This is a genomic window from uncultured Butyricimonas sp. (assembly GCF_959596855.1).
GTDB classification, from domain to species: domain Bacteria; phylum Bacteroidota; class Bacteroidia; order Bacteroidales; family Marinifilaceae; genus Butyricimonas; species Butyricimonas muris.
This window is the reverse complement of the sequence record NZ_CAUFYA010000004.1, coordinates 1-18,615: the sequence shown is the minus strand read 5'-3', so window position 1 is coordinate 18,615 and position 18,615 is coordinate 1. Positions and strand designations below refer to the sequence as shown.

Genomic DNA, 18,615 nt, shown 5'->3' with positions numbered 1-18,615 from the left:
TTACACCTCTCCAGTTTCTTGTACGCCTCTACTTATCTCCCATCGCGATCATGTATTCTTCCCAAAGCCGGTCTATGTCATATCCCTCCCCGAGAGCATATTGAATCGCACCTTGAAAAGACCAAGGAATGACGTGCAAAGTACTGCGGTTAAATTTACGCAAAAAATCCGAATCTTTCGTCTGCGTCAACCAAGCCAAAAAGAAACCTGTTGTACGATACCCGTCCATGTAATGTCCTCCCTTGGGGCGGTCGTCCAAAGTGAAACCACCATTCACGTAACGCACGGCATCCGCCATCCCCTCGATGAAAGCCCAAAAAGTCTTGTTTGTCCCGTAAGTTCCTATCCCTTGCGGTTCCAATTGAAACCCGTGTGTCAATTCATGCCAGAGTACTCCCCGGTTTTCCCGCACCAACGCATCCATGTTTCCCTTATAACTTTTCTCCACCCAATCCGTGCTGTAAGTAATCGTGATCGAGGGCGGATTACCGCTTTTCGCCGATATTCCATCATAAGACTTTAATATATAAGTAATCCATCTCACTCCCGGAATACTATCCGCGGGTGAAAAATAGAGTGTATTCAATACTTGTCGGGCGCATTCCTGTATAAATTGTTCGGGATGGGGAACGATGCGGGCGTATAATTCAGCCCCTTCCGTTTCCGGCGACAAATTCCGGAACTCCACTTGTCCCACGTCATAGGCAGACCAATCCACAACTTCTCCCACTTTCGGGCTATTCTTTTTGCATCCGCAGGAACTTGCCATTCCCAAGATACACCAACATATGATTATCTTTATATTCATCGTGTCAAGGAATAAGGTTTATTATCTTCCGTGTAAATCCTATTTCGGTTGGGACGATTACTCATCTCAAACTCCAACACCCCTCCCGCCATAATATCCCGTTGGGTTATATAAGCCTTATCATACGGTTTCCCGTTCAACCGGACAGCTTTCACGTATCGGTTTTTGTCATCCACTTTCGGCGCACGCACCTCAAACGTGTTGCCATTCTCCAAACGTATTTTCATGTAGGGCAGGTAAGGTGCACCCAACACGTATTGATCCGTCCCGGGACAGACAGGATAAAATCCTAAAGCCGAGAAGATATACCAAGCAGACATCTGCCCGCAATCGTCGTTACCGCATAACCCGTCGATTTTATTCCTGTACATACGGTTCATCACTTCCCGCACCCGGAACTGCGTCTTCCAAGGTTGAGAAGTCCAAGCGTACAAATACAACACGTGATGGCTGGGTTCATTCCCGTGCACGTAATTCCCCATTAACCCCTCTTCCGTGATGTCCTCCGTATCGGCATAATATTTTTCCGGAAGATGCATCGTGAACAAGCTATCCAACCGTTCGGCAAAACGCTTTTCCCCTCCCGTCAAACGGATCAACCCGTTTACATCGTGCGGCACGTGCAACGAGTAATTCCACGAATTACCCTCGATAAATCCTTCGCCATGCGTGCCCAACGGATCGAACGGCTCTTTCCAGCTCCCGTCGGATAAGCGGGGACGTGCAAATCCCAAACGTTCGTCAAACAGATTACGGTAATTCATCGCCCGGCTTTCGTATTCGTGAGCCATATTCTCGTTCCCCGCCGCCTTCGCAGTCCAATATATCGCCCAATCGTCATACGCGTTCTCCAGCGTGATTGAAGCACCATTCCCGTCTTTATCCACGGGCACGTACCCCTTTTCCACGTATTCACGGGTATGCTGGTAATACGGAATATTCGAACTGTTCTTCATCGCCTCCAATACCAACGCCGTATCCAGCTCGATACCTTTCGCCACGGCATCCGCCACGACGGCAACCCCGTGATAAGCGATCATACACCAGTTCTCGTTACCCATATGCGACCACACGGGCAAAGCCTTGTGTACACTCTGCCGGTAATGCTCCAACATGGACATCACCATATCCCGGTTCCGCTCCCGGTTGCTCACATTAAACAACGGGTGCAAAGCCCGATAGGTATCCCACAAAGAAAAAACGGTATAATTGGTAAAACCTTCCGCCTGATGAATCATGTGATCCACACCCCGGTACTGTCCATCCACGTCCATGTAAACAGACGGATTTATCATCGTGTGGTACAACGAGGTATATAACATACACAACTCGTCATGACTTCCTCGAGCCTCAATCACCGAAAGCTCCTTGTTCCATTTCTCTCCGGCACGTGCCGCCAACGTTTCAAAGTCAACACCTGCCGCTTCCGCCTGTAAGTTTTTCAACGCACCTTCCGTACTCACGCACGAAAGAGCCAACTTAACCTCCAGTTCCGGGCTATCGTGTAAGTCGAAATCAAAATATGCCACAATGCCCCTACCGCCCATTTCCGGGAAATTGTGTTTCTCATCAAACCGACGCCAAAAACCTTTATAGTCCACCTCCTCGAAATTCTCGTGCCCGTAATTCCGTATCGGTTTGGAGAACGTTATCGCGAAATAAGTGTAATTCGTCCGAGCCCATCCCCTCGTGATCCGGTATCCTGTTAATAAGGTATCATTTTCCACCCGGAGATTCGCCCACAATACCTTCCCGTCATAATTATATATTCCGTGCAACAAATCCACTATCACATGACCTTCTTCCACTCCTGACGGATAAGTATATTTGTGAATCCCCACCCGTTCCGTCGCTGTCAACTGCACTTTCACGTCATAATCCTGCAACATCACCTCGTAATAGCCGGGTAAGGCTTTTTCCTGATCGTGCGAAAACCGGGAACGATACCCCTCTTCCGGCTGTTCCGCCGTACCGGGAATTAATTTCAATTCCCCGACTGTCGGCATCAAAAGCACATCACCTAAATCCGAATGTCCCGTCCCGCTCAAATGTGTGTGACTGAACCCGACAATCGTCGGATCATCATACTGGTATCCGGCACAATATCGATAAGTATCTTTCCGGTAAACACCATCAATATTATGCGGCACGTTCTCCGTGTCGGGACTTAACTGTACCGCACCATACGGAACACAAGCCCCCGGGAAAGTATGTCCCATACTTTTCGTCCCGATAAAAGGATTCACGTAATCCACCGGACTTTTCTTTTCTTCTTCATTTACCAGCATCGTTCCCAGACACAATAAAAGTACGTTCAATTTCATCTCATCAGCATTAATTAAAATTTCCTGTTACTCGACTACTTTAAAAAGACACTCGAATACCCCAAAAGGGTGAAAAAAAGTTGCAATATTTCTGACATATTGCAACTCTCTTTTTAAACAACTTTCTCTAACGAATACCTTCTACATCCAAAGCCTGTCTGATTTTATAATGTAAATACTCGTAATAGTCCTTCATTTCTCCCGTGCTTGTTTTCATGGCATTATTCACCATACCATCGATTTTCAGCAACATTTGGTAAAAGACATGAGAACGTGACAATGTATTTACCTTAATCCCCTCTTGCGCATAGAATCCACTAATATTTTCTACCTGCATCCGCTCCATCTTTTCACAAAGAATAGGGTCATAAAGTTGTCTGCCACTGCTTATTCCCTGTGCCAACGCTTTCGTGTGTGCATCCAGTTTCGCAGCATCTTCCGTTACCGTCGAAGAAGCAATCACAGCAGCCAAGAAAGCCATCTGGAAATCCCTTTCCAACGGATCCAATTTTCTACGTTTTATGGTACCCTCCCACACCATCCGGTACAATTCATCCATGTACTCGTCCGCGGTATATCCCCCGCTTGCCTTACGGGAACTCATAATAACCATATACCAACGGGAAAATAACAATCCAAAAATATCCATCCGTTTTTGTTGCACGGCGGAAGAGCTCACCCGCAGGTCATGTCTTAATTCTTGATTATCCAACCATTCCAAATCTTTAGCCTGTGCCAACAAGAAATTAATGGCTTCCCGTTGTTTGGCTTTAGGAACAACCGCATAATGCTGTACATTCTCATCGCTATTACCTTCATTGATATACATACCGCCGATATAGGATGCAATCCGGTTCAACCCGTCCATATACCGTCCTTGCATAAAACCATATAACTTATTCTGGAGTTCCAGTGTTTTATCCTCTTCGGCAAACCATTCGCGACAATGAGCCATCGACTTTTTCAGATTCTTTATCAGATATTCCCCCGCTTTAACATGATCGTTCCCCAAATCCTCACTCAATATTCGGGGATCGTAAACATTCGAGGTAAAAGGGGTATGCCCGTATGTTTTAGCTATATCCAGACGGGATTCTTTAATCCAACGATCCAAAGTATCACGTTCCTCGTCCGCATTCTTCACCCCTCGAATCGGTTTATACAGCCATTCTATGGCGTAATAATCGTATTCCCCCAGCTTCTCTTGTACCAGCATCACGCCATTTTTCACGTCTTCTTCCTGAGCGACATAATTATACGGCACCATATCCATTATCGAGGATGACAACCCGTGTTCCCTCGTGAAAGTCGCGGAACGCAACGAATCAACCGGATAAACAGAAGATGCCCGCAAATTGGATCTCAATCCCAAACACGAACCGATCTCCCGAATCATCTGACTCTTTATCAATTGTCCCATCACCTCCTCTGACAAAACAGCTTTACGTGCTTCCGGATCTGCCGCCATCGTGTATAGAAGCCTGTCCCGATGCAGTATGAACAAAAAATGATGATGTAAATACAACGATGCGTTAAGAATCTCCCCGCTCCGGTTATCCACCAGCATAGATTGTTGGGGACGATACATATTCGGAGAGGTCGGAGAATAACGAATCACAGAATGCTGAATATTCCCCGCGTCAAAATCCGAAGTTCCGGGAAAAGGAACAGCACGCAGTACATTTTTAAACCCGATACGTTCGAAAGCCTTATTCCACTCTTCAATACCCGCACGAACATATTTCGTCCAACTTTCCGGCATCAACGTATCCAAGTAAAAAACGATCGGCTTTTTCGGTTCCACGACCTGCCCGGCCCAATAAGCGACCTCGTCACTCGGCTCCACTCGCCAACGTCTGGCTAGATGCTTCTTTGTCAATATTGATTTTTCTTTCCCGATTTCGGGAATTGTCACGAAACTTACCCCAATCCTAGAATCAGCATAACGAGGTGTCATTTTATCTTCAGGCAAAACCACCAACATTTTATTAAATGTTACGGAAACTTTTATATTCTGTCTTGTTACAGAGCCTACCACGATATGATCCACATCATACCCCGATTCACAAACCACGGTAACGCTCTGTCCATCCGCCTTGACCTCTTGAAACAAATTCCGGTTCGGTTTATACTTTTGATTCCGCCCGACGAATCCCCATACAGAATTGGCAGCCTGAGAGGAAAACGGATTCGTGAACGCCGTATGCTCCAAGAAAAAAGATGTCATATTCAACACCACGGCACGATTGTCCGGCGTGTAAGCCTCTATTTTAAACGTAGCGTACACCCCCGGCATAAAAGATTTCTCTAAAGCACTCTCCATGTTAGCATCTCCACTACCGTTACCGACAGGAGCACCTTGCCGCAAACGAGCCTGCACGTAATTTCCCTCTTTCGTGAACACGAACACTTGAGGAGTCCCGGCAAATTGCCCGACAACCCCCTCTCCGTTATCACTCGTGTTCTCTATCGACGAAGCAAATAACATATCCTTGCCCAACAAATCCAAGGGAAACTCCACGTATACATTTCCCCCCGCGTAATGAATCGTCATTACACCCTTTGCCGTCTTTACACTCTTACCATCAAAGAGTTTCTGATAAGCCGAATTTTTATTCTTACCCGTATCCTTCTTCTCCCGCACCATCCCACTGCCCTCGAACGGACACAGAACTATCGAAAGAAGAAACACTATATATATGATATTTTTCATGACAACTAGTTTACTGTTAATAATCACCCATCTCAGTTATTCTTAAAAACCTTCTCCAATTTATAAACCAACAACTGATAATGCAATCGAGTATCTTCTGTTGCCGTATTCATCCGGCTTTTCAATAAAGCCAAGGTCTTTTTCAACATCAAGAAACAATCCGTCCCGATAGAAACATTCGGTCTGTTCAAGTTCGTCGTTCTACCGAAACCGCTAATTTCCTCCGGAGCGAAACAACATCCCCTACGCGCGAACATACCCAGATATTCGTCAGGCAACTCGCCATAAATATTCCGGCTATTCTCTTGCACGTAATCCATAACCTCAATCATCCCGTCACGGGAGAACGCGAAAGGCGAGCCGCCCATTCCTTTCACTTCCACGCCGGAAGCAGACACCAAGAACGATAAATACTTGATTTGTAATCGTTTTTCAATCTCAGACAGAGAATTTCTCTTCTTGGTAGGAGCCATGATAAATTCATATAAATCATTCATATACTCCCGAGTAGAATAAGCCTCCTCTTTCGACTGTTCCATGCACACGGCTAACGCATTCAACCGGGACAATAGTCCCCTGAAAATAGCATTTTCCATATCTCCCGAAATATCGCTCATCAACGGCAGACCATCCTTGAAATCCTTCGCATCAATCCAAGCCATCTCTTTCAACTGATCCAACAAAAACACCAAAGCCTCCTTTTGTCTGGCTTTAGGAACTAAAGCATAAGCAGGTATCGGATCCCCGGCATATTTTTCATTCAAGTAAATACCGCCGATATTAAAAATAACATTATTCAAATACCTGAAATACTGCATTACAATCTCGTTATAAATCTGTTGGCGAAACGCATAATCTTTATCTTCTGCCCCTACCCATTCATTCAGGTTTGCCAAAATATATTTCAAATTCTTTATCCCATACGCAGATGATTTCATCGGATCATCTCCCAAGTCTTCCTCGAAAGAACTCGGATCCCAACGAGAATTTATCTGCTGTCTTCCATAGCGATATACAGGATCGCCCGCTTTCTCGCCAATCCAACGATCCAGAACAGGCACTTCCTCGTCCGTGGTCTTCTCGTCCAACAAAGGCGTGTACAACCATTTTATCGTGAAATAATCATACAAACCCAAATGAGGCGGCGTCAACTTCACACCCCTCTCCTTATCTCCCGGTTGTGCCACGTAATTGTTCCGGGCATAATCCATGATTGAATGAGTTGTCCCGTATTTTTGCGTGTAAGAAGGCGAACGCAAAGAATCTGTGGGGATTGCGGCAGAAGCACTCATGTTATGCATAAAACCCAGACAATGACCTACCTCGTGCGCAATAGCGTAACGGATGCTCTCACCCAATAATTCTTCCGGCAACTGCATCCGCCGCACGTCAGCATCCGCCTGAGCCGTCTGCACGAATCGCCAATTTTGAATCAATTGAGCTATATTGTGATAAAAATAAACCGAAGCATTGATAATCTCTCCCGTCCGGGGATCTGTCCACGAGGGTCCCATGGCGTTAGGTGTCCACGAGGGAGAATAGCGTACACAAGAATATTTCAGATTTTCCGGATCAAATTCCGGATCATTCTCCGGGAAATCCTTGGCTATAATCGCATTTTTCAAACCGATCTTTTCGAAGGCTTTCTGCCATTCTTCTACCCCTTGCTTGATGTATTTCTTCCAACTCTCCGGGAATGCGTTATCCACGTAAAACACAATCGATTTCTTCACATCCGTCAATTGTCCGGCACGATAAGCCGCCTCATCCACAGGTTCAAGTCGCCAACGATTAGCATAATAACGAAAATCGACACCACTCTTTTTTGAATTAAATTCATATTTTGCCTGATAGAATATAGCAATACGGGGATCCGCCATACGGGGACGCATCGGTTCTTCCGGCAACAAAATAAAACTACGTGTCATCACCGCGGTAAAAGGCACTTTCTGAAACAATACCCGCTCTTGATTCCGCACGGTAACCAAATAACTCAAAGAAGAGCGTATGCTAAAATTATCCTCGAAAGCCTTAATTTCCCCGATAAATGAATTTTTCTTCACAAACTCCTTGTCCACGCGACGCCTGCCACTATTGATCGGTGCGAACTGGGAAAAGGGAGATAATCCCTCGTTATCACTCAATAAAAAATCGGTCAAATCCAGCACAACTGCCGTACTGTCTTCCGAGTACACCTTCACCGGAAGATTCAAAATAATAGCCGGCTTAAAACTCTCTTCCAAACGTTTCCTTATACCCTCCTCCGTGGTATAATATATCGCACTCACCTCCCGCAAGCTAATTATCGAGTCTTGGCGGGTAAACACCACGTGCAGCGGTTCTTTAGGTTTCTCTCCCACGCTCCCGAAATCATTATTCGTGATTTCGCTAATCGTCGAACCAAGCAACATCTCTTTCCCCAACAAATTCAACGGTAACTCGAAATAGATCTTCCCGTCCATTTTGTGCAACGTGATTAAACCTCGCTTTGTTTCGCACGACTTTCCCTTAAAAAAGCGTTGGTAAGCACTTTCCGTTTTTACCTCTTTAGTCGCTTGTTTCTTCTTCCGCCCTTTACCCTCTGCCGACACAACACTCAAAGAAAGAAATATAAATACAAATACAATTGATTTCAATATCATAACTTCAATATTTAAACATCCCAATTAATTTTTGATTCTCCCGTTTGTACCACAATTCCATTTATATTCCAAATCTCTTTCTATACAACAATCCCTTCCGATATAGAAATGCTATTCAGATAAAAAGTATAAATAACTGTGTTACAACAGCGGAGTAGTTTTATAAAATCGGTTTACCCGATTTTAGAAAAATATACGGCAATTACATATACCGCCCTGATAATTTATACTTGTAAATAACATAGGCAATCCGACCGAAACCGCCCTGTTCATACAGCACGACAGGCTCACCCGCTTTCAATACCGAATCTTCAACGTTAAACAGGATGAACGTCCCGTCTTCCAGTCCTACCCCCAGCTCCTTATTCCCTTCGGCAGGGTGCATCGCCATAATGGCACGTCCGTTCAAAGAGGTATAATGATATGATTTCCCGGTACTCAGATCGTAATAATACAACTCGTCATTATTCACTCCCCCGGAGAAAAAAATGTAGGTACGATTTCTCAATATCCTGAAAATACTTCTATCCGTCACGTATCCATCCGTCTTGCCGGAGAACGTCTGACATTTATCCAACGCATCCAACGTAATTACCCCCAACGCGTTGGCTGCAATCCCGAATGTTTCCACTTTCCAATCGTCCCCGTCCCGTAAAATCAAGGCATACTTCGTACTTCCTTGCATGGTGCCACCGTAAGCCGCACCATATACCAACTCATAATCACCCAAATTATTCACCGGAATAAAACCGGCAGGATAAGTCCCCGTGTACTGCAACTCCCTGTACTCTTCTGCCGTCGTGTAATAGGCACTTCTCACGTGAATCAGCCGACCGTTCAACTCGTCATACAAAAGAAAATGCTTGAGATACTGGTGTGCCGTTTCAATAATCTGACCGATTTTATACCCTTTATTAATATATACAGGAACATTATTGTAAGCCGCAGAGTGATACCCCATACTCTTCGGGTCGTTGAAGAAACGGGTATAAATTTTCCCATCCTCACTCAACACGATATTCATGTAGAACGGGTAAAACGCGGATACCAATTTAAAATTCTCCGGGGGATTTCCTCCCACGAACTCCTCACGGGTCAATACCTCTTTCTCGTTCGTGTTACCGTTCAATTCCACGGGTCCCTGCCCGCCATTCTGAATAACCAGCAACTCCGACCATTTACAATAATTAGTCGCGTTCCAAAAGAAATGCTGAACCAATTTCACCGGTTCCGAACCCATATCCTCCCCGTTTGCCTCCCGGTACAAATCATAATAAGCATGATACTCTTCATCTTGGGAAACACCAGGTAAATTTATATGCCCCAGTTTTGATACCCCGCCTTCTTCATACAGGATAGAGAACCCCGATTGATACACCGTCGCCGCAACAACGGACATCGTGCCACTATACACTTTCCCATTACGGTTATCCTTCAAGGCTAACCGACAGGCATACGTTTTTGCCTGCTCCGGGGTAAATTCCAAAACCCGCTCCGTGGAAACGACCTCATAATCAACCCGCCACTCGTACGAAAAATCCGTGGAGTCACCTTCACCAAACCGGATTTTAGGCTCAACCTTCACTTCATCATGCACAAAACAATTCACCGTGTAAGTTTCAAACGAAACCTTCGCATCTCGTATCGCCTCGTATTTATAATTACCTTCGTCTTTGACACAGGAAAACAATCCTACCATCATCAACAAAGACAGATATATTACATTTTTCATTTTCATATTCTATCGATTTATTATCCAATTACTGTTACCGTCATGGCTTTACCATCTACATCCAACACGACTTCATCCTTGTCTTCCATCTCACGCAAATAATACTTTAACTGTAACGCGTAAGCCCTTCTCGTTGAAGCATCCAGATTAGTCCAATCTCCCTCTCCGGTCACCTTAATCAACAATTGATACTTCGGAATCGAATAAGTACCGAGAAAAGACTTATCTACATCCCCATCCCACCATTCCGGTATCGACACCTCACTACTCAAATTAATAATCTTGTATTGATAACTGTATTCCCCCGCTAAAACATCCGCCCCGTTCCCCCGGATAGCCAACACGATTCGCACGCGAGCATCCCCGGGGTTATTCAATACCAACGAAATCGTGTCTTTCACGTGTTCCTTACGAAAAACATAATACTCCGGAAGTACGATATGTTCATCCGTTGCCGTGGACAAGTCTTTATCCAGCTCGACAACAAACGACCGGTCTTCCAAGAACAGATTTCCCAGCATTTCCACTTCTACCGGAATCTCAATCTGCTCCGCGTTCCCGTAAAAGAAAAACGAAATATCCATCGAATCCCGGTAAGTATCCGAAAACTGGATATAATTCACGGTATCATACATCGGAATATTCTCCTTTGAACACGCTCCCAACAGGAATACACTTAAAATAAATACATATATCTTTTTCATAACTCGTCTTTTAAAATCTAAAACACCTTTTCATCGTCCGGCAAAGGCAACACGAACGAATTTCCCAACGTGACAGATTCACTTCCGCTCAACACCGGATGGTTCAAACGTTTAAACATAAAAAAAGTCTGTCCTTCAGCGAGATACTCTTTCATTCCTTCCCAGATTAACTCCTCCTTGAAAGTGCTGGCGGACACGCTTTCCGGGATATTACGCTTACACCCACGTCCTCCCCGCACCTCCTCCAGATACTTCACGGCAGCAGCATTACCGGCAGCAGAACCATACGTTGTTTCTGCAAGGATATAGCATATTTCACTAAATCTCAACGCCGGAATCAAAGCATATTGCACTCTCACAAAGTTTTCCGATGCCCCCAAATCCAACCACTTCTGTGAACGATTCGCGTCAATAGTCCAATCGACAAGGTATTGGCGATAATCATCCCCATCGCCCCTGTCCCCGAACAGACTGCCGGCATTCTTCAACAACATCTTGGGCTTACCGGTCGCCTCCGTAAAATCCTCCACATCTTCCGTCAATTTTTTATTATAAAATGCAAACAGAATATCATTGTACGCTTTCACGTATTTATTCACGCCGGAAACATTCAAATCCGACGATGAAGTAAAATAAATATCCCACGAATCCTCCTTAGCTTCTACTAACTCATACACGTGCAACGCATACCGGTTAGCCTCTTCATTCTCACCCGCGTACAAGCACAAACGCGCTAATGTCCCGCACACGGCCAAATAATTCATTCGGGTTCCCCGGAAACTGAAAAAACGGTTTCCGGAATCCTCCGCGACAAAACGATTGGCATACGCCATCTCATCGTCCAAAGTATCATTCTGCACCACAAGATCCTTTGCCTTCAACAAATCCTCCTTGGCAAGGCGAAGTACCTCTGAAGTCGGCAAAGCGGATTCATAATGCGTCGGGTAAACCGTCACGTAAGGAATATACGCCCCGTTGTCACCGGTCGCCGGAGCCGGGGCAAACATACGCAACAAATCCAAGTGCAGGTATCCCCTCAACGCCAAGGCTTCGCCATATATCAAATTTCGTTCGCGTTCACCCAAAGGAAAGAAAGAGGCATCCTTAGCTTCTATCTCCGCAATTAATTTATTGCAATTCGCGATAGCATTATATCCACCCTTCCAGATCTTTGAGATAACATCTTTGACATCCTTTGAATTATAATCAAAAACAACTGCCGCTTTATAAGCATCATTTTGACTGACATCCCCAGCCTCGTAAGTTTGCGCCAACACGCTGAGAAATCCCCATGAAAGCTCCCGTCCGTACATTTCCGGTTCGGACAACTTGTAATACACACCATTCAAAGCACTTCGGAATCCCGTGTAATCCTTAAATGTCTTCTCGTCACTCGCCTGATTATCCGACTCCACGTCCAACCAACTATTACACGCCGCTAACCCGAACAGCATCAACAACAACAAGTAATTATATCGTATCATAATCATCTATTTTAAAAACTTGCATTTAAGGTCAAATTAAAAGTTCTGGCAAAGGGATAAGACAACCCCCGCTCTTGTTTCACGCTCGAAATCGTGAATATATCCTTCATGTTAAACGATAACCGCAACATACTCATCCGCATTTTCTTCAATAAGTCTTTATCGAAATCATACCCTATCGTGAGTGAATTAAAGTTCAACATATTGTAATCCTGCACGAAACGAGAGGTTGGCAGAGTCACGTTATTCCGGTCTTTAATTGACTTCAAACGTGTCAACTCCCCGGGCTTTGCCCATCGCTCCGTGAGAACACGCTTGTCCGCGTTCGTTTCGTACAACTTCACGTTCTCCACCTTATCGACCAAAGTCTGGTTATACACCTGTCCCCCGAACTCATACATAAACGTGGCAAATAACGTGAACCGCTTCCACTGCAAATTCACCCCGAAAGAACCCGTTGCATCCGGTTCCGTGTCACCTAAAATAGACTGTTGGCTGGATGTCCACTCCTGAATGACCTGACCACTCCGGTCAAGAAACAACTCGCTCCCGTTACTCGGGTTTATTCCCAAAGAACGCATCCCGTAAATAGCCGTCAAAGAACCTCCTTCCTCGTATTTCAGCAAAGGTTTGCTATACTTCAAATCCTGTTTGTTGAAAACGTTATCAAAGTATTCATCAAATTTCTCGTTTACCCGTTCATTATACGCCTTCAAGGATTCAGAAATCTTCAATATTTTGTTCCGGTTATGTGCCAGATTCCCGAACACGGCAACCATCCAATCTTTATTCTGGAGAATATTAAAACGGACATCCAATTCGAACCCCTTATTCTCCACCTCACCCATATTATCCTTGTAAGAAGTAAAACCGGTATGGGTAGGAATCGTCACATCCGTGATCAAATCCTTGGTCTTTTTATTATACCACGTAAACTTCGTATAAATCGCGTCATTCAAGAAACCCAACTCCAATTTCAAATCACGGGAAAAAGTCCGCTCCCATTTCAAATTCTCATTTCCCATATAGTGCAAGTAAATACCGCCACCCGTGGAATAATACGAATTCGTAACATCATAAGTATGCTTGGCAGCGTAAGCAGGGAAATTGGTTTTTCCCAACACTCCCATGGTCCCCGTGATCTTCAACAAGCTCACCACATCCTGCGCTTTCATAAACTCGTAATTATGCACGTTCAACCCGACACCCCCGGAATAAAACGGAGCATATTTCTTGTCTGCCCCGAACTCGGACGAACCGTCCAGACGCCACGAGGCATCAAGTAAATAAATATCGTTATACGTGTAGTTTAATGAAACAAACGCCCCGAACAGCCGCTTTTTATTATCCGAATACGTGGGTACATCATCCACGTTCTCCGCGAAAGCCGGGGTACTCAATTCACCCGAAGGAAATCCCAAATATTTCTCCACCGAACTATTCGTACTCTCCGTGTTCGTGTTCAATCCCAACGAAAAATTCATATTATGCTTCTTTATCGCCTGCACGTAATTCAACACGAAATTGGTATTCCATTTCACCAATCTCCTCTTACTCAAATTCAACGAACCTTTCTTGTCATCATCCACGTTGTAAAACGAAGAAGAAAGCGGGTCTTTAAAAACTTTTGTTTCAGTATCGGTCAAAGTTACCGCTACCTGTCCTTTAAAATAAAGACTCTTCGTGATATACCAGTTCAAACTCAGATTATTCGTCAAATCCTGTATTTTACTTTTATCAAAACTCTTCAACATTTTCGCCTCGTACAACGGATTTTTCGTGCCACTCATACCCCCATGCCAAAGTTTTGTCTGCTCGACATAATTTCCGTCCGCATCCTTCAATTCATCATATGGCAACTTCTTCGTGTAATCATTGAAATTTCCATAAGGAGAATTTTCTGATTTCGTGACCGTATAAGCAATCTGATTCTTCAACTGCATCCCGCCGATACGGTAATCCAAGTAAAATCCAGCTCCCAAGCGCTCTCGGAAAGATCCTTTCATCACTCCATTCTGGTTATCGTAATTCAGATCCACGTTAAAACGCATATTCTCGGAACCACCCTGAATGGCAAGACTATGTTTATGATTAAATTCGTTCTGCAAAGGTTGTGACAACCAGTCCGTGTTTACCCCCCGAATAATGTTCGACAACTTCGCCTCGTACTCGCTTAAAAGAGTATAAGACGAATTAATGTTGGAAGTCGGTTCATAATACCCTGCCAACCGCTCAGCCTCGAGCAATTCTTTAGCACTCATCAGGTTATAATCCGACAAATCCGGAGCGGTAAGCGCACCCGTGAAATTATACATCACGTTCAACTGTCCCGGTTTCGGCGCCACCGTTTCAATCACCACCACACCGTTAGCCGCACGGGAACCGTAAATAGCCGTAGCCGCGGCATCCTTCAATATCGTGATACTCTCTATACGGTTCGGGTCAAAATCATACACCTTTTGCACCGTCACCTCGAAACCGTCCATAATAAAAATAGGTGAATTGGGATTATTACTCAAAGCCGATTCGGAAAGGCTCTCCTTATCCAAATCCATCACCCCGATACCGGAACGTCCCCGGATATAAAACTCCGGCAATGTATTCGGGTCTGCTCCCATTTCGTTATTTTTCATGATACGCAATGAAGGATCAAACACCTGCAACACATCGATCACGTTGGTCGGCGATACCTTGAACAACTCCTCTTTATCCACCCTTACCGCGTTTCCGGTAAAACTGGACTTTTTCACGTTAGCGTATCCCGTCACGACCACCTCTTCCATTTGTTTCACGTCAGGTTTCATCTTCACGGTCACCTCCCGCGTGCTATCCGTTACCACAACTTCCTGAGTTTCGAAACCGATAAAAGAGAATACCAAAGTTATGGGTAATTTCATCGTCAACGCACTTTTGAATTTTCCATCCGCATCACTGACGAAACCCGTACTTGTTCCCTTGAGCATAATCGTTACTCCCGGCAACGGCTCGTTCAGGTCATCGTACACCACACCGCGCACTTCCGGCACTTTCGTGTCTTTCTTTACTTCCCGAATTTCCAAAATCAACACGAAATTCTCCTTCTCCTCGTACCGCACCTGCTTCCCCGCGAACACCTGTTTCAACGCTTCGTCAATAGTGGCATTCACTAACTTCACGTTCACCTTTTCATTCATATCCACCTGCACATTACTGTAAAAGAAATCCTTCCCGAACTCTTTTCCCAACATACGCAGCACCTGATTGATCGGAGTATCCTTCACTTCCAAAGAAACCCTACGTTCCTGCCCATGTGCCACCTGCACGCCGCACACGATACTCAACAAACAAAAAAAACTAGCCAAACGCATCATCGATAACATTTTTTTTCGTCCTAACCGCGTAAACCGGTTAGGCTCTCGATTATTTTCCATATATTTGCATTTAAGGTTATACATAGCTTTGTTCTCTCTCAAACAGTAACAAAGCAATTACCACTCAAAACCGGGGAAGTCTAGCCACTTCCTCGATTTTTATTTTCCAGATATTATAATATTTTCTCCTTTCACGCTAAACCGCACAAAACTCGTTGCCTCAATCATCTCGATCAAATCGCTCAACGGTCTAAATTTCAACATCGCCCCGGAAAAACGAATATCTTTCAAATTATCATCATCAAAAGATATTTTCACGTCATACCAGCGGGAAACCTGCCGGGCGATATCTTCCAAACGGGAATTATCAAAACTAAACTTCCCGTTCACCCAAGACGTGACATACGACACATCGACATCCTGCACCTCAATTTTTCCACCCGCAGTCAACGCCTGTTGTCCCGGTTCCAGTACCACCGACTCTCCCCCGCGGGCATCCACCCGCACCGCCCCGTTCACGAGCGTCATCACGGCATCACGATCTTCCTCGTAAGCCGAAACGTTGAACTCCGTACCCAACACGCGTACGTCGGCACGTTCCGTTGTCACGTAAAACGGTCTTGATGAATCTTTCTTCACCTTAAAATAAGCCTCTCCCACCAATCGTACCCTTCTCTCCCCCGCGGCAAAGCGTTCCGGTATTTCCAGCGAAGAAGCGGAATTCAACCAAACAACCGACCCGTCTTCCAACACCATTCGATACTCCCCTCCATTCGGGATCACCAATTTATGCACCCGCCGTTCCAGTCCTTCATCACCATTCCCTCCCTCGTAACGCAACACCCGGTTGGAATCCACCCGCACTACCGCTCCCCCGTCCCCAGTCAGCAAAGTATCTTTCATCATTTCGTCGATTGCCACTTGTACCCCGTTCGCCCACACGATATACGCCTGTTCTTTCCCGGGCACCGCCACTTTCGCGAAAATACGATGTTCCTCCTCTTTATTTTTCCCATCATTCCACAACAAGTAGCTCCCCACGCTCACGAGTAAAATACCGACCGCAACATAACGCATCCACCCCGCAACAAACCGCACCCGTCGTTTTTTATGCTTCTTAACCGACTGCAAACGTCCTTGCACATCCGGGTGAAATTCTTCCCGCAACACGGACAACCGCTGCCGCACCGCTTCAAATTCCCGCAAGATTCGTTCGTGAGCCTCCGACTCTGCCAACCACCCGGACAATTCCTTCTCATCCGCGGCAGAAAGTTCCCCGTCAATCCTTTTTACCAATAATTCTTCTATTCTCTCGTTCATAAAATGACAAGCTGATTTATATTCTTCGTGAGAGGACGCACAAGAATAAAAAAAGGGTGAAAAGAAAACAGAATATTTTTCAAAAAAATAAATTACCGCCCATTAAACCCCTCACCCACATAAAAATAATAGAACAAAACAGAAATCTCTCCCGACGTAAATTTCTTTCTCAACACCCGGTAAGCAATCTTCATTTGCGTTTTGACCGTATTGACCGAGATATCCAATTTCTCTGCCGCCTCCGCGTACTTCATATCTTCGAGTACGACCAATTTTAAAACAACACGGCATTGCTCCGGCAAACTTTCCACGGCATCCCACACGTATTTCCAATCCTCCGCCAAAATCTCTTCCGTTTCCATCTCCGACAATGCCTCCAACCCCACGTGAGGTCTTTGTCGGCGCACATAACTGACACAACCGTTTCGCACCGCCACGTAAAGATAACTATCCAGTGAAATATCGCTGCTAATCTTCAAGTTATTCTCCCATATCCGGACAAAAACATCCTGCACGATATCCTCCGCCACGTCATATGATCCCACGAAAGCCCGTGCAAAACGGCACAAGTCCTCGTAACGGGTTGTAAACAGGTAATCAAAAGCCGGTTCGTACCCCTTTTTCAAATCTTGTACCAACTGATTTACATCATATTTTACTCGCTCCGTCATACTAGCTATCTAAATTCCACATTACAAATGTAAAGAAATATATTATTCCCGAACACATTTATTTCCGAATAAAACTTATTCGTTCCTAATAATTCTGTAAAATGTAATCTCATTTCCTATTTTCGCTACCGCTGTTTCCGGTAGCTCAATATAGCCCAATAGTATAACACCGCAGCGAATGCAGCCAACGTCCCCAACTGGGGCATGATGTTCTGGATGCCGCTTCCCTTGAGGTAAACCATACGCATGATTTCCATGAAGTAACGCAATGGATTGGCATAAGTGATGTATCGCGCCCAACGGGGCATACTGCTGATCGGGGTAAACAAACCGCTCATCAGTATAAAAATAAGCATACAGAACCACATGACGAACATCGCTTGTTGCATGGTCGCCGAATAATTGGAGATCACCAGCCCGAAACCGGAGACGACCAGCACGAAAACGAGGGTGGCTATATATATCGTAAAGATACTTCCTTCCGGCGTGAGCCCGTACACCAGCCAAGCCAACAACATACAAAGATTCAGTACCAGAAAACCGATTACCCAGTATGGCAATAATTTGCCCAGCGTGAACGTGAAGCGACTGACCGGGGTAACATTGATTTGTTCTATTGTCCCGACCTCCTTTTCACTCACCACGTTCAACGCCGGAAGAAACCCGCAAAGCATGACGAGTACCATGGTCATGAGCGCAGGCACCATGAAAACCTTGTAATTCAAGTGCTGATTAAATTGATAGCGCACGGAAGCCGTATTATCCGCCGGCGATAGAATCCGCATCAGATAAGAACTTCCCAAGCTGCCTTTCGAGCCGTTCACGGCATTAATAACGACCGAAGCCGAGGTCGCTCGCCCGTTCACT

11 protein-coding genes are annotated in these 18,615 nt (G+C 45.2%); all 11 read right to left on the bottom strand.

The window, feature by feature from the left end; translation table 11 throughout:
* Window positions 1-28: 28 nt before the first annotated feature.
* Window positions 29-808: a basic secretory protein-like protein gene (locus Q5866_RS02755; protein WP_303178656.1), complete on the bottom strand. Its 780-nt coding sequence runs from the start codon at window positions 806-808 to the stop codon at window positions 29-31.
* On the bottom strand, window positions 805-3,132 hold the full coding sequence (locus Q5866_RS02750) for a GH92 family glycosyl hydrolase (RefSeq protein WP_303178654.1): 2,328 nt from the start codon (window positions 3,130-3,132) through the stop codon (window positions 805-807). Before Q5866_RS02750 ends, Q5866_RS02755 begins: the two co-directional genes overlap by 4 nt.
* A 127-nt stretch (window positions 3,133-3,259) precedes the next feature.
* A complete protein-coding gene (locus Q5866_RS02745; RefSeq protein WP_303178653.1) occupies window positions 3,260-5,845 on the bottom strand; it encodes a zinc-dependent metalloprotease in 2,586 nt (861 codons plus the stop codon).
* A gap of 32 nt (window positions 5,846-5,877) precedes the next feature.
* Window positions 5,878-8,487, bottom strand: coding sequence for a zinc-dependent metalloprotease (locus Q5866_RS02740; protein ID WP_303178651.1), 2,610 nt, complete (start codon window positions 8,485-8,487; stop codon window positions 5,878-5,880).
* 202 nt (window positions 8,488-8,689) lie between these two features.
* Complete coding sequence (locus tag Q5866_RS02735; protein ID WP_303178650.1) at window positions 8,690-10,225, bottom strand: PKD-like family lipoprotein; 1,536 nt, start codon at window positions 10,223-10,225, stop codon at window positions 8,690-8,692.
* Between the two features lie 14 nt (window positions 10,226-10,239).
* Window positions 10,240-10,923 (bottom strand): DUF4843 domain-containing protein, encoded by a 684-nt coding sequence (locus tag Q5866_RS02730; protein WP_303178648.1) that lies wholly within the window; start codon window positions 10,921-10,923, stop codon window positions 10,240-10,242.
* Between the two features lie 17 nt (window positions 10,924-10,940).
* On the bottom strand, window positions 10,941-12,407 hold the full coding sequence (locus Q5866_RS02725; protein WP_303178647.1) for a RagB/SusD family nutrient uptake outer membrane protein: 1,467 nt from the start codon (window positions 12,405-12,407) through the stop codon (window positions 10,941-10,943).
* Window positions 12,408-12,418: 11 nt separating this feature from the next.
* Window positions 12,419-15,817 (bottom strand): SusC/RagA family TonB-linked outer membrane protein, encoded by a 3,399-nt coding sequence (locus tag Q5866_RS02720; protein ID WP_303178645.1) that lies wholly within the window; start codon window positions 15,815-15,817, stop codon window positions 12,419-12,421.
* Window positions 15,818-15,916: 99 nt separating this feature from the next.
* Window positions 15,917-17,077 (bottom strand): FecR domain-containing protein, encoded by a 1,161-nt coding sequence (locus Q5866_RS02715; protein WP_303178644.1) that lies wholly within the window; start codon window positions 17,075-17,077, stop codon window positions 15,917-15,919.
* Between the two features lie 92 nt (window positions 17,078-17,169).
* Entirely contained in the window at window positions 17,170-17,748 is a 579-nt protein-coding gene (locus Q5866_RS02710; RefSeq protein ID WP_303178642.1) for an RNA polymerase sigma-70 factor, read from the bottom strand.
* A 125-nt stretch (window positions 17,749-17,873) separates the two neighbouring features.
* The coding region (locus Q5866_RS02705) for an ABC transporter permease (protein ID WP_303178641.1) at window positions 17,874-18,615 on the bottom strand (742 nt) is incomplete at its 5' end.

Bases quoted from the DNA above. Each gene is read 5' to 3' on its own strand.
- Q5866_RS02725 (WP_303178647.1), bottom strand. From the start codon at position 12,407: ATGATACGATATAATTACTTGTTGTTGTTGATGCTGTTCGGGTTAGCG.
- Q5866_RS02720 (WP_303178645.1), bottom strand. From the start codon at position 15,817: ATGGAAAATAATCGAGAGCCTAACCGGTTTACGCGGTTAGGACGAAAA.
- Q5866_RS02740 (WP_303178651.1), bottom strand. From the start codon at position 8,487: ATGATATTGAAATCAATTGTATTTGTATTTATATTTCTTTCTTTGAGT.
- Q5866_RS02750 (WP_303178654.1), bottom strand. From the start codon at position 3,132: ATGAAATTGAACGTACTTTTATTGTGTCTGGGAACGATGCTGGTAAAT.
- Q5866_RS02755 (WP_303178656.1), bottom strand. From the start codon at position 808: ATGAATATAAAGATAATCATATGTTGGTGTATCTTGGGAATGGCAAGT.
- Q5866_RS02715 (WP_303178644.1), bottom strand. From the start codon at position 17,077: ATGAACGAGAGAATAGAAGAATTATTGGTAAAAAGGATTGACGGGGAA.
- Q5866_RS02735 (WP_303178650.1), bottom strand. From the start codon at position 10,225: ATGAAAATGAAAAATGTAATATATCTGTCTTTGTTGATGATGGTAGGA.
- Q5866_RS02745 (WP_303178653.1), bottom strand. From the start codon at position 5,845: ATGAAAAATATCATATATATAGTGTTTCTTCTTTCGATAGTTCTGTGT.
- Q5866_RS02730 (WP_303178648.1), bottom strand. From the start codon at position 10,923: ATGAAAAAGATATATGTATTTATTTTAAGTGTATTCCTGTTGGGAGCG.
- Q5866_RS02710 (WP_303178642.1), bottom strand. From the start codon at position 17,748: ATGACGGAGCGAGTAAAATATGATGTAAATCAGTTGGTACAAGATTTG.